The following is an 11871-nucleotide window of genomic DNA, read 5'->3' on the forward strand; positions in this document are numbered from 1 at the left end:
CTACCCCCTGATACGACTGGTGAAGCTGCTTTCAGACTACGGCGCTACCCGAGGATCCCGCCGGACTCGTCATCCGGGCCGGGCTCGATGAGCTCCTCCATCTGCGGCGAGTTGTCCGAGGGACGCTCGTTGCCGCAGAAGGCGCGGTACGTGGCGGTCACATTCTGACCCGCGGTGTCGGGGTTGATCGTGATCTGCGCGTTGCGGACGCCGGCGGCGAAGCTCTGCGTGGTCGCCGTCCCGTCGAACGTGGCGTTCGTCAGGGTGACCTCGTAGGCCGTGCGCACCGGGAGTCCGGATGGGCACTCGAAGTTCGTCCAGTTCAGGGTGACGTTCTGACCGGCGATCGCGGGACCGCTGAGCGTGGGAGCCGAGGTCGGTCCGCCCACCTGCACCGCGTCGACGTAGAGCGTGAGCGTGACCGGAGTGCCTGTCTTGACGGAGCCGCGAGGGCTCACCGACTCGACCGTGCCGGCGAGCTCGGAGGACGGAGCCGGTGTGCCGCCGTCGGCGCACGTCGGCACGAGTCCGGCGGCGGTCGCCGCTGTCAGGGCCTCATCGCAGGTCATGCCGACCAGGCCGAGCGCGTCGACGTCGACAGGAGGAATCTCCGGCGCCTGCGTCTGCGTGGGTTTCGGAGTCGGTGTCGCGCTTGCGCTGGTCGGCGGCGGAGTCGTCGGGTCTGCGCCCGTCGTTCCCTGGTTCATCAGCGTCCAGATCGTTCCGCCCAGCACGACGAGAAGAATGACGATGAGAGCGATGAGCGGCCACGTCCACGGGCTGCGCTTCTTCTTCTCCTTCACCGGCTCGTCGCCCTCGACAGGCAGCGATGCGGTGGTCGGAAGGATGCGCGTCGAGTCCGCACCGGCGAGTCCGGTCATCATTCGCGTGGCGTCGTCGTCGCTCGCGGCGCCGCCGGCGATGGCGGGAACCGCGATGGCGGCGGAGTTCAGGTCACCTCGGCGCAGCGCCTGGGCGGCGCGAGCCACGGTGGCCGACGAGGACGGCCGATCGCTCGGCTTCTTGGCGATCATCGCCATGACGAGGTTCTGCACCGGGATCGGCACGGTCGGCGGCAGCGGCGGCGGCTGCTCGTTGATCTGCGCCATCGCGATGGCGACCTGCGATTCGCCGGTGAAGGGCCGTCGGCCCGCCAGGCTCTCATAGGCCACGATTCCGAGCGAATAGGTGTCGGTGGCAGGCGAGGCCGGGTGGCCGGACGCCTGCTCGGGCGACAGATACTGCACCGTCCCCATCACCTGGCCGGTCGCGGTCAGCGGAACCTGGTCGGCGATGCGTGCGATGCCGAAGTCGGTGATCTTGACGCGACCGTCGGGCGTGATCAGCAGGTTTCCCGGCTTGATGTCGCGGTGCACCAGGCCGGCGGCGTGCGCCGCCTGCAGAGCGGATGCCGTCTGGGCGACGATGTCGAGGGTCTTGTCGGCGCTCAGGGCGCCGTCGCGCTCGAGGACGGTCGACAGTGCTTCGCCGGGCACGAGCTCCATGACGAGGAAGGCACTGCCGTTCTCCTCGCCGTAGTCGAAGACGCTCGCGATGCCCTCGTGGTTGACGAGAGCCGCGTGCCGCGCCTCCGCGCGGAATCGCTCGAGGAACCCGGGGTCCCCCATGTACTCGTCCTTGAGGATCTTGATCGCGACGGTACGTCCGATGACGTGATCCGTCGCTTCCCACACCTCGCCCATGCCGCCGATCGCGATCCGCGATAGCAACTCGTAGCGACCACCGAACGACACACCTTGCGTCGGCCTCATCTGCCCAGCACCGCCTCTATGACCTTCTTTGCAATCGGAGCGGCGAGGGAATCGCCGGATCCTGATTGTCCCTGTCCGCCGCCGTCTTCGACGACGACCGCTACTGCGACCGCTGGGTCGTCCGCCGGTGCGAAACCGGTGAACCACAACGTGTACGGCTTGTTCCCGTTCTCGGCCGTTCCGGTCTTACCGGCTACGTCGACCCCGTCTATTCTTGCACCCTGCGCCGCCCCCGTTGAGACGCCGGCGACCATGGCCGCGGTCACCTCGTCGGCCACCGACGCGTCGACGGCGCGGCCGAACTCGGTGTTCTCGAATGCACGCAGCACCGACAGGTCGTTGCCGATCACCGCATCCACCATGTGCGGATTCATGACGACGCCGTCGTTGGCGATGCCTGCGGAGAGCATCGCGATCTGCAGGGGAGTCGCGGTGACCTGCCCCTGGCCGAAGCCGGTGAGGCCGGTCTGCGCGTCATCGAGCGAGCGGGGGTAGCTGGAGGGTGTCGAGGTGAGGGGGATCTCGAAACTGCGGTTGAAGCCGAACTTCTCCGCGATCTCCCGGATCTTGGTGTCGCCGAGTGCGACGGCGAGCTCCGCCATCGGGATGTTGCAGCTCAAGCGGATCGCCTCGGCGATGGTGACCGTCTCGCCGGTGCCGCAGGTGCCGCCCCAGGCGTTGGACACGGTGCTCGTCGACCCCGGGAGCTGGTAGCGCGCCGGGTTCGGAAGAGTCGATTCCGCTGTCCACTCGCCGCTCTCGTACGCCGCCGCCGCGACGAGGATCTTGAATGTCGACCCCGGCGGGTTGAGGCCGCCGGCGATCGCCCGGTTGTACAGCGGGTTCGCCGGGTCCTCGTCGAGGGCTTCGTAGATCGTGTTCGCGGCATTCGCGTCGTGCGTGGCCATCAGGTTCGTGTCGAAGCCGGGAGTCGAGGCCATGGCAAGGATGCGACCCGTCTGGGGTTCGATCGCGACGACAGCCCCCTGGAGTCCCTGGAGCCCCTCGAAGGCCGCGCGCTGGGCGGCCGTGTTCAGTGACAGTTCGACACTGAACCCGGTCTGCGGCTGCCCGGAGATGAGGCGCTCGATCTCGGCGAAGAAGGCGTTCGATCCGGTGCCGGAGAGGTCGGCGTTCAGCGCCTGCTCGATGCCGGTTGCCGATCCGAGTGCCGGGTTGTAGTAGCCGGTCACCGGCTCCCACATCGCGGCATCGGTGTACACCCGCTGGAACTGGTACTTGTCGTCGCTGGGGACGGAGGTGGCGATGTTGACGCCGTCGACGATGATCGAACCCCGCTGGATCTCGTAGCTGTCGAGCTGGGTGCGGCGATTGTGGCTGTTCTGCGCGAGCGTCTCGGCGTCGACGACCTGGATCCAGCTCGCGGCCGCGAAGAGCGACAGGAACATGAACAGCATCACGACGCTGAGTCGGCGGATCTCTTTGGTCATCCGATCACGACCCTCGGCTGGGAGCGGACGGCGTCGGAGATCCGCAGCAGGATGGCCACGATGAGCCAGTTCGCGATCAGGGACGAACCGCCGGCGGCGAGGAACGGCGTGGTGAGGCCCGTGAGCGGGATCACGCGCGTCACGCCGCCGACCATGATGAAAACCTGCAGCGCGATGGTGAACGACAGTCCGGTCGCGAGCAGCTTGCCGAAGTCATCCTGACCCGCGAGGCCGATGCGCATCCCGCGGCTCACGAACACCATGTACAGCACGAGGATCGCGAACAGGCCGATCAGCCCGAGTTCCTCGCCGAGGCTGGTGATGATGTAGTCGCTGTGCGCGAGAGGGGTGACCTGCGGACGCCCCTGGCCCCAGCCGGTGCCGATGAGTCCGCCCTGTGCCAGCCCGAACAGCCCCTGCATCGGCTGGTATCCGGCGCCGTCGGGGTCGACCTGGCCGGGATCGAACAGGAACAGCCAGTTGATGAAGCGCCCGCGGACGTAGCTGAGGATCTGGGTGGCGAGGGCGACGCCGGCGACGACGAGCGCGAGGCCGATGAGCACCCAGCTCGTCTTCCCGGTCGCGATGTAGAGCATCGCGACGAACATGCCGAAGATGAGCGTCCCGGTGCCGAGGTCGCGCTGGAAGATGATGATGCCGAGCGAGATCAGCCACACCACGATGACGGGACCCAGCTCGCGCATGCGCGGCCAGGTGATGCCGAGGAAGCGGGTGCCGACCGACGTGAGGCTCTCCCGGGTGCGCACCAGGTAGCCGGCGAAGAAGATCGCCAGGCAGATCTTGGCCAGCTCGCCCGGCTGGAAGGCGAACATGCCCCCGAGCGACACCCAGACGGCGGCGTTCGCGTCCGGGATGCGCAGGCCGGGGACGAACGGCAGCAGGAGCAGCACGATTCCGGAGAGGCCGAAGATGTAGGTGTAGTTGAACAGGATGCGGTAGTTGCGCAGCAGGATCACCAGGGCGATGGCACCCATGAGCGAGATCGCGGTCCAGGCGAGCTGCTTCGTGGAATATGCATCCCAGCCCGTGTTCGCCACCGCGATGTCGATCCGGTAGATCATCGCGATGCCGAGACCGGTGAGCAGGGTCGCGATCGGGAGCACGAAGGGGTCGGCGTCGCGGGCCACGAGCCGCAGCACGATGTGCAGGGCGAAAGCGAGCACGGCGAGTCCGCCGCCGATGAGGAGGATCATCGGGTCGATCAGTCCGAGAGCGCCCAGCTGCACGAGAGTGAGGGCCGCACCGCTCAGCGCGCAGGAGAACAGCAGCAGCCAGAACTCGCGGTTGCGCTGCGTCTGCGGCATCCGGATGCGCTTGAGGGCCTTGATGACGCTGGTGTCGGCCGCGACGTCGCTGCTCATGGGGTACCCGCCGTCGGGGTCGTCGTGGGCATCGGCGTCGGCAGCGGCGTCTGCTCGATGACGTTCGCCTCGGCGCCGGAGCGCAGCCGATCGACGATGGCCATCGCGTCGGCGAGCGAGCGCGCCGTGATGGTGCTCTCGACGCGGGTGCGCTGGTACTCGGGAAGGTCGGCGAGCAGGATGCCGGTGTCATCCAGCGGCGTGGAGAGCGTGATCGGGCCGATGTTCTGCTGCACGCCCTGGAAGATGACGACGCTGTCGTCGTCTGCGCCGATGAAGTAACGGGTCTGGGTCCAGCTGTAGGCGGCGAAGGCGGCGACGCCGAGCATCGCCAGCACGACGAGGAGCCCGGCGATCCAGCCGGCGCGGCGACGGCGCGCGCGGCGCCGGTCCTCCTCGATGAGCTCCTCGAGGTACTCGGCCGCGGGCTCGAAGTGGCTCGGTTCGTTGGCGGCCTGGCGCACCGGGTGCAGCCAGCTCGAGCGAGCAGGGCGCGCGGAGGGCACGAGGATGCCCGACGGGTTCGATGCCGAGCCGACGATGGTCGGCGTTCCCGACGAGAGGGGGTGATGCCCGCCGACGTCGACCAGCACGATCGTGACGTTGTCGGGTGCGCCGCCGTCGAGGGCCTGCTTCAGCAGGTTGTCGGCCGTGCGACCCGGCGCCATCCCGAGGCGCATCGCCTTGAGCATGTGGGTCTCGTCGACGACGCCGGAGAGGCCGTCGGAGCAGAGCAGCCAGCGGTCGCCCGGCAGGGTCGGCATGACGAACATGTCGAGCTCGGGGTCGGAGTCCATGTCGCTGAGCACGCGCATCAGCACCGAGCGCCGCGGGTGGTACCTGGCCTCTTCCGGCGTGATCCGGCCGGAGTCGACGAGGCGCTGCACGAAGGTGTGGTCGGCGGTGATCTGCGTCAGCGCGTCATCGCGGTAGAGGTAGATGCGCGAGTCGCCGATGTGGCCGATGACCGCGTACTCGTCGACCATGATGATCGCGCTGACCGTGGTGCCGAGCCCGGCGAGCTCCGGCCGCTCCCTGGCCGCACGGATGAGGTCGCCGGCCGCCGTGGTCACCGCGGCCTGCAGCGACGCCTGAGCGTCGTCGGTGGTCGCGTACCCCTGGTCGAGGGGCTCCAGGCGCTGGATGGCGATGCTCGAGGCGACATCGCCGCCGGCGTGGCCGCCCATGCCGTCGGCGACGGCGAACAGGTTCGCGCCGGCGTAGCCGGAGTCCTGGTTGTTGGAGCGGATCTTCCCGGTGTGGGAGATCGCGGCGCTCGAGCCTTCGAAGACCATGCCGGGGTCAGGCTCGCAGCTCGAAGGTCGTGGCGCCCACCTTGACGGGGGTGCCGAGGGTGAGCGCGACCGGCGATCCGGTGACGCGGTTGCCCGCGAAGAAGGTGCCGTTGGTCGAGTCGAGGTCCTGGATGACCCACGTGTCGCCTCGCAGCATCAGGCGTGCATGGTGGCTCGAGGTGTAGTCGTCGCGGATCACGAGCGCGGATTCGCTGGAGCGGCCGATGGTCATGGGCTCGGTGCCGAGGGGGAGTTCCAGACCGGACTTGGGGCCGGAGGTGATCACGAGACGTTTCGCCGTGGCGATCGTCGCCGGTCCCGTGCTGGACTTCGCGGATGCCGGTTTCGCCGATGCCGGTTTCGCGGCGGGGGCCGGTGCAGCGGGGGATGCGGAGACCGGTGCGCCGTCGGTGGGGAGTTTGCGCACCCGCACGCCGAACAGGTCGGCCCGCAGCGAGTAGATGACGCCGAACACGAAGAACCACAGCAGCACGAGGAAGCCGACGCGCAGTAGGAGGAGGACGAGTTCACTGGGAGTGCTCACGGCATCACCCCGAAGGCGCGGGTCGAGTCGTCGCTCGGACGGGAGGGCGACGCGATCGGCACGATGCGGAAGACGAGGTCGGTCCGGCCGATCGTGATGGTGGTGTCGGTGGGGAGCGCGGCCTCGCGCACCTTCTGGCCGTTCACCTTCGTGCCGTTGGTGGAGCCGAGGTCGCGCATCATGGCCCGCTCGCCGTCCCAGAGGACTTCGGCGTGCTTGCGGCTGGATCCGGCGTCGGCGATGGTGATCTCCGCGTCACTGCCCCGGCCGATCACGGTACGCGCCTTGGTGAGGGAGTGGCGGCGCCCGTCGACGTCGATCACCGCCTGCCAGCTGACGCGCCCCTCGACGGTTCCCGAGGTCACGCGGACGGTGCCGGTCGCGACCTTCTCGTCGGGCTCGAGAGAGATCGAGAGGGCACCGGCGAAGCTGTACCCCTGCGCGGTGGCGTGCTTGCTCAGCAGGGCGTGCAGCTCGTCCGTGAGGGCGCGGCCGAGTCCCCGCATCCGCTCGGCGTCGTCGCTGCTCAGGCGCACGACGTAGTTGTTGGGCGCGATGATGCGGTCGCGACTGACGACCGCCGCCTTGGTGTCGGCCTCGCGCCGAAGCGCCGAAGCGATCTCCACCGGCTGGATGCCGCTGCGGAAGGTCTTCGCGAAGGCGCTGTTCACAGCGCGCTCGAGACCCTTCTCAAAGCTGTCAAGTAGTCCCACTGGGCTCCTCTGGCATGCCGACCGGTAGGGACATCGTAGCCAGGTGTCCTGGGTGAACGCCGCTCGTGACCGCGGAATCCCGCGAGAACGGCAATCCGCGGCCCGATCGAGGCGTCTCGGCGAGACCGGCGTTTCCGCGTGAGACGTACTCTGCAGCATGAGACATGTCGTACGACGCGATGTCTCGAGCTGGAACCTCTGTCTCACCGCAGGGCGGGTCCGGCCCGCGTTCTGCGCGCGTGAGAACGCGTGATATTCTCGTGAAGTTGAGTTCTTCGGAACGAGACGCTCGCGCGAGTGGCGGAATGGTAGACGCGCTGGCTTCAGGTGCCAGTGTCCTTACGGGCGTGGGGGTTCAAGTCCCCCCTCGCGCACAGCGAAGAGAAGGCCCGGTCTGATGACCGGGCCTTCTTCGTGTCCGCTGCCGTCGCTAGGGTGAGGAAGGTGACCGACTCCGCCGCCACGCTCATCGCCGCCGTCATCGCGGCGAGCGTCGCCGGGCTGGGACTCGTGTGGTCGATCGTCAGCTTCCTGATGATGCGGCGCAGTCAACGAGCCGCCGAAGCGCGCCAGGAGTGGGCGCGCAGGTACCAGCAGGCCCTCGCGCAGGCGCTCAGCGCCGATGCGCGGGAAGCCGCAGCGGGCCTCGTCCTCATCGCAACCCTCTCCCAGGCCGACTGGGCGACGGACGAGGATCGGGCGACCGCAGCCAGCGTTCTCTCCTCCCTGTCTCCTGCGCCCGGCGCTCCGGCGGCCGAAGTGCGCGCCACCGTTCTCGGCGGGATCCGCAACCGGGACGTCGCGAGCGAACTCGAGCACGCGTCATCCGGGCCGAAGAGCCGGTTCGAGGTGTACCTGGACGGCGTCGGCGCGTATCGATGGCGCCTGACCACGGCCGGGGGTGAAGTCCTCGCCGTCAGCGGCAGCCACTCGAGCGAGGGCGCGGCCCTGCAGGCGCTGGAACTCGCACGCCGGGAGCTCGGCGGCGGATAGCGAAGCCGGGCTAGTCTGGCCGCGCGCTCCTGTCAACGCCCCTGCGGGGGAACCCCGGCGGATGGATGCTGGACGCCCACTCAGTGAGAGGAGCACCCATGTCGAACCCCGATGCACTCGCCAACAGCCAGGAACCGATGTTCCAGAACGCGACGGACGACGTCGACGAGAGCGAGGATCTGTCCGATCTCACCTTCCCGACGGACACCGGCCAGCCGGAGACGCAGGGAGAGGAGCCGCTCGAGGCGGAGCTCGACGAGGACGGCCAGGGGGATCTCGCGTTCAATGACGGACCGGACGCCGTCAGCGGCGATGCCCCCGAGGATCTGCGCGAGAGCCTCGAATGACGGTCTGAACCGGACTGACGGAGGCATCATGGCAACGAACGTCGCGGCGATGGACTGCACCCCGGAGGACGTCTTCCGGGTGCTCGGCAACGGGTGGCTCTATCCCACGTGGGTGGTGGGAGCGTCACGGATGCGGGGGGTCGACTCCTCGTGGCCCGGCTCGGGCGCGGAGCTCCACCACTCCGTCGGCGTCTGGCCGTTCCTGCTGGACGACACCACGCAGATCACCGCATGGGAGCCGCCCCATCGAGTGGTCATGCGCGCGCGGGGCTGGCCGGTCGGCGAGGCGGACGTCACCCTCATGGTGCGTGCACGCGAGAACGGCTGCCTGGTGCGCATCCAGGAGGATGCCGTGAGCGGGCCGGCGGCGCTGCTTCCGCGCGCCATCACCACACCGATCCTCCGATGGCGCAATGCCGAGACCCTGCGCAGGCTCCGCTATCTCGCGGAAGGCGGAGCCCGCTGAGAGGCCGGCACCGGCAGGGGTGATCGTCCGCGCGGCTCAGCGCTGAACGGGGTCGGCGGCGTCGTCGAGGAACCGCTCGAGGTCGCGAAGCGTCGGGGCAGCCTCCCAGTCACCGGGCACCAGGCAGGCCATCGCCCCGCAGGCGTTGGCGCGCCGCAGAGAGGCGTCGACATCGAAGCCGTCGAGCATCGCGCTCAGGTAGCCGGCGACGAAGGCGTCACCGGCGCCGACCGTGTCGACGACGTCGATCGCGAAGCCGGGCGACGCGACGACGGAGTCGCCCAGGAAGGCCGATGCGCCGTCCGGACCCGACTTGAGCACGACCGTCGCGCATCCGGCGTCGTGCAGTCTGGCCGCAGCATCCGCCATGGAAGACCCGGGGTACAGGATGGCGAACTCCTCGGCGCCGCCGAAGACGACGTTCGCGCGCTCCGCGAGATCGCGCAGGACGGGACTCGCGGCCTCGGCGCTCGCGAGAGCCGAACGGTAGTTGATGTCGAAGCTCACACTCGTGCCAGCATCCCGCGCACGATCGATCGCGGCGCGCACCGTGGCGCGCGCCGTGTCCGAAAGCAGCGGAGTGATGCCGGTGACGTGCAGCAGTGAGGCCGCCTCGATCCATCCCTCCGGCAGGTCGTCCGGACGCAGTCGCGAACCCGCCGACCCCGCACGGTAGTAGTGCACGGCGGTGGAGGATGCCGAAGGTCGCTCCTTCACCATCAGGCCGGACGCGGCATCCGAATCGAGGATCACCCGCACGTCGACACCGTCGCCCCGGATCTCCCGCGCGATCCGTTCGCCCAGCGAGTCGTCTCCGACCCGGCCGAGCCACGAGGTCGCGACGCCGAGACGCGCGAGACCGATCGCCACATTGCTCTCGGCGCCCCCGATCCCGAATGCCAGGGAGTTCGCATGACGCAACGAGCCGACCTCGGTCGTGCGCACGAGCGCCATGGTCTCGCCGAGCGTGACCACAGACGCAGAGGTCACCCCATGCTCCGCGCGCAGACCCCGACGAACGCCGCGGCACGCTCGCGCAGAGCCTGCAGATCGCCGCCGCTGAAGGCATCGCCGAGCAGCGGTCCGCCCACGCTCACGGCGACCGCGCCGGCGCGAAGCCAGGCCTCGGCGCCGTCGAGATCCACGCCCCCGGAGGGCACGGCGACGATGTCGGGGAAGGGGCCGCGCAGATCCTTCAGATACGCGGGCCCGACCTGCCCCGCGGGGAAGATCTTCACCGCAGACGCTCCGGCGGACCACGAGGCGAACAGCTCGGTCGGCGTCAGTCCGCCCGGAACGATCGGCACCCCGGCAGCCGTCGCCTGCCTGACGAAGTCCGTCGAGGTGATCGGAGTCACGATGTAGGCGGCTCCGGCATCGAGCGCTCGCGTCAGATCGTCCGAGTTCGTGACGGTGCCGATCCCGAGGTCGATCGTGTCACCGAAGCGCGCGAGAAGGTGGGGGAGGTGCGCGAACGTGCCGGGGGTCGTGAGCGTGAGCTCGACGCTGCGGATGCCTGCATCGACGAGCACCTCGAGCACGGCGTCGTAGTCCTCGGCCCGCGGGGCGCGGGCCACGACGATCAGGCGCGACTCGGCGGTGCGCGCCGGCAGGGCGAGCCGGCCGACCTCACCAGTCATGCACGGTCCCGTCGAGCAGACGGTTCACCGGCAGATACGCCTTCGTGTACTCGTGACCGGCCGCAGCGTCCTCGTCGAGCTCGACGCCGAGCCCCGGCTGGTCGCCGGGGTGCAGGAAGCCCCCGTCGAACGTGAACGACGTCTGGAACACCTCGAGCGTCTTCTCGTTGTGCGGCATGTACTCCTGGATGCCGAAGTTGTGGATCGCGAGATCCAGGTGCAGCGCCGCGGCCATGCCGATCGGCGAGATGTCGGTGGGGCCGTGGATGCCGGATTTGATGCCGTAGATCGCGGCGAAGTCGAGCAGCTTCTTCATGGCCGTGATGCCGCCGGTGTGGGTGACGGCCGAGCGCACGTAGTCGATCAGCCGCTCGGTGATGAGGGTCTGGTAGTCGAAGACCGAGTTGAAGACCTCGCCGATCGCCAGCGGCGTCGTCGAGTGCTGGCGTACGAGACGCAGGGCCGTCTGGTCCTCGCCCGGAGTGCAGTCCTCGAGCCAGAACAGGTCGTACGGCTCGATGTCCTTCGCGAAACGGGCGGCCTCGATCGGGGACATGCGGTGGTGTCCGTCGTGCAGGATGCGCAGGCCGGAGCCGAAGTCCTCGCGGATGCTCGCGAAGACGCCGGGCATGTGGGTCAGGTAGTTGCGGGTGTCCCACGTCTCTTCGCTGGGGCGGTCACCCGAACGCTTCGCGGGTTCGTAGTCGTAGCGCACGCCGGGGCCGGCGGCCGAGACGCCGTAGATCTGGCCGAGGCCGGGCACGCCGGTCTGCACGCGCACCGCGGTGAAGCCGAGCTCCTCGTATCCGGTGATCGCGTTCTTGAGGGCTGCGTAGTCGGTGCCGGACGCGTGCGCATAGACGCGGACGCCCTCACGGCTCGCGCCGCCCAGCAGCTGGTACAGCGGCATCCCGGCCTTCTTGGCCTTGATGTCCCACAGCGCCATGTCGACGGCGGCGATCGCCGCCATGGTGACCGGACCGCGGCGCCAGTACGGTCCGCGGTACAGGTACTGCCAGGTGTCCTCGATCCGGTCCTCGTCGCGGCCGACGAGCATCGAGGCGACGTGGTCGGAGAGGTAGGAGGCGACGGCGAGCTCGCGACCGTTGAGCGTGGCGTCGCCCCAGCCGACGATGCCGTCGGAGGTCGTGATCTTGAGTGTCACGAAGTTGCGCCCTGGGCTGGTGATGTTGACGTCGACGAGCTCGATGGTCATGTCGGTTCCTCAATGAAGGGGGGTGCGGCCGTTCGGGCGGCCGCACCCCGGA

12 protein-coding genes and 1 tRNA gene are annotated in these 11871 nt (G+C 69.0%); 4 read left to right on the plus strand and 9 right to left on the minus strand.

The genetic code is table 11. From position 1 onward, the window contains the following. Positions 1–44: 44 nt before the first annotated feature. Genes CUR96_RS12590 through CUR96_RS12615 form a run of 6 tightly spaced genes read right to left on the minus strand, consistent with a single transcriptional unit; the run spans position 45 to position 7157 of the window. A complete protein-coding gene (locus CUR96_RS12590) occupies positions 45–1772 on the minus strand; it encodes a protein kinase domain-containing protein (protein ID WP_102193643.1) in 1728 nt (575 codons plus the stop codon). Then, the gene (locus CUR96_RS12595) at positions 1769–3223 is read right to left on the minus strand and encodes a penicillin-binding transpeptidase domain-containing protein (RefSeq protein ID WP_102193644.1); all 1455 of its coding nucleotides are present in this window, start codon (positions 3221–3223) and stop codon (positions 1769–1771) included. The genes CUR96_RS12590 and CUR96_RS12595 overlap by 4 nt, the downstream gene beginning before the upstream one ends. Continuing rightward, positions 3220–4605, minus strand: a complete 1386-nt coding sequence (locus CUR96_RS12600; RefSeq protein WP_102193645.1) for an FtsW/RodA/SpoVE family cell cycle protein — start codon at positions 4603–4605, stop codon at positions 3220–3222. Before CUR96_RS12600 ends, CUR96_RS12595 begins: the two co-directional genes overlap by 4 nt. Continuing rightward, positions 4602–5900 carry a PP2C family protein-serine/threonine phosphatase gene (locus tag CUR96_RS12605; protein ID WP_102193646.1) on the minus strand — a complete coding sequence of 433 codons (1299 nt, stop codon included), beginning with the start codon at positions 5898–5900 and terminating at the stop codon, positions 4602–4604. Before CUR96_RS12605 ends, CUR96_RS12600 begins: the two co-directional genes overlap by 4 nt. A gap of 7 nt (positions 5901–5907) precedes the next feature. Further along, entirely contained in the window at positions 5908–6444 is a 537-nt protein-coding gene (locus tag CUR96_RS12610) for an FHA domain-containing protein FhaB/FipA (RefSeq protein WP_102193647.1), read from the minus strand. Then, positions 6441–7157 carry an FhaA domain-containing protein gene (locus CUR96_RS12615; RefSeq protein ID WP_102193648.1) on the minus strand — a complete coding sequence of 239 codons (717 nt, stop codon included), beginning with the start codon at positions 7155–7157 and terminating at the stop codon, positions 6441–6443. The genes CUR96_RS12610 and CUR96_RS12615 overlap by 4 nt, the downstream gene beginning before the upstream one ends. A 291-nt stretch (positions 7158–7448) precedes the next feature. Between CUR96_RS12615 and CUR96_RS12620 the strand changes: the two genes are divergently transcribed. The 4 genes from CUR96_RS12620 (at position 7449) to CUR96_RS12635 (ending at position 8963) form a co-directional block, all read left to right on the plus strand. Further along, positions 7449–7531: transfer RNA gene (locus CUR96_RS12620), tRNA-Leu, on the plus strand. Positions 7532–7601: 70 nt separating this feature from the next. Further along, positions 7602–8150 (plus strand): YegP family protein, encoded by a 549-nt coding sequence (locus CUR96_RS12625; protein WP_102193649.1) that lies wholly within the window; start codon positions 7602–7604, stop codon positions 8148–8150. A 98-nt stretch (positions 8151–8248) separates the two neighbouring features. After that, positions 8249–8497 carry a hypothetical protein gene (locus CUR96_RS12630; RefSeq protein ID WP_102193650.1) on the plus strand — a complete coding sequence of 83 codons (249 nt, stop codon included), beginning with the start codon at positions 8249–8251 and terminating at the stop codon, positions 8495–8497. A gap of 28 nt (positions 8498–8525) precedes the next feature. Further along, on the plus strand, positions 8526–8963 hold the full coding sequence (locus tag CUR96_RS12635) for an SRPBCC family protein (RefSeq protein WP_102193651.1): 438 nt from the start codon (positions 8526–8528) through the stop codon (positions 8961–8963). Between the two features lie 36 nt (positions 8964–8999). On the opposite strand, the gene CUR96_RS12640 is transcribed toward CUR96_RS12635, so the two are convergent. Genes CUR96_RS12640 through manD form a run of 3 tightly spaced genes read right to left on the minus strand, consistent with a single transcriptional unit; the run spans position 9000 to position 11819 of the window. Next, positions 9000–9953, minus strand: coding sequence for a sugar kinase (locus CUR96_RS12640; RefSeq protein WP_102193652.1), 954 nt, complete (start codon positions 9951–9953; stop codon positions 9000–9002). Next, complete coding sequence (locus CUR96_RS12645) at positions 9950–10603, minus strand: bifunctional 4-hydroxy-2-oxoglutarate aldolase/2-dehydro-3-deoxy-phosphogluconate aldolase (protein ID WP_102193653.1); 654 nt, start codon at positions 10601–10603, stop codon at positions 9950–9952. Before CUR96_RS12645 ends, CUR96_RS12640 begins: the two co-directional genes overlap by 4 nt. Then, positions 10593–11819, minus strand: a complete 1227-nt coding sequence (manD, locus tag CUR96_RS12650) for a D-mannonate dehydratase ManD (RefSeq protein WP_102193654.1) — start codon at positions 11817–11819, stop codon at positions 10593–10595. The genes CUR96_RS12645 and manD overlap by 11 nt, the downstream gene beginning before the upstream one ends. Positions 11820–11871 lie beyond the last annotated feature (52 nt).

Origin of the sequence: Microbacterium aurantiacum, from assembly GCF_002872075.1 — a bacterium.
Taxonomy (GTDB): domain Bacteria; phylum Actinomycetota; class Actinomycetes; order Actinomycetales; family Microbacteriaceae; genus Microbacterium; species Microbacterium aurantiacum_A.

Coding starts and splice junctions, on each gene's coding strand:
- CUR96_RS12645 (WP_102193653.1), bottom strand. CDS start 10,603: ATGACTGGTGAGGTCGGCCGGCTCGCCCTGCCGGCGCGCACCGCCGAG.
- CUR96_RS12630 (WP_102193650.1), top strand. CDS start 8,249: ATGTCGAACCCCGATGCACTCGCCAACAGCCAGGAACCGATGTTCCAG.
- CUR96_RS12600 (WP_102193645.1), bottom strand. CDS start 4,605: ATGAGCAGCGACGTCGCGGCCGACACCAGCGTCATCAAGGCCCTCAAG.
- CUR96_RS12635 (WP_102193651.1), top strand. CDS start 8,526: ATGGCAACGAACGTCGCGGCGATGGACTGCACCCCGGAGGACGTCTTC.
- CUR96_RS12595 (WP_102193644.1), bottom strand. CDS start 3,223: ATGACCAAAGAGATCCGCCGACTCAGCGTCGTGATGCTGTTCATGTTC.
- CUR96_RS12605 (WP_102193646.1), bottom strand. CDS start 5,900: ATGGTCTTCGAAGGCTCGAGCGCCGCGATCTCCCACACCGGGAAGATC.
- manD (WP_102193654.1), bottom strand. CDS start 11,819: ATGACCATCGAGCTCGTCGACGTCAACATCACCAGCCCAGGGCGCAAC.
- CUR96_RS12590 (WP_102193643.1), bottom strand. CDS start 1,772: ATGAGGCCGACGCAAGGTGTGTCGTTCGGTGGTCGCTACGAGTTGCTA.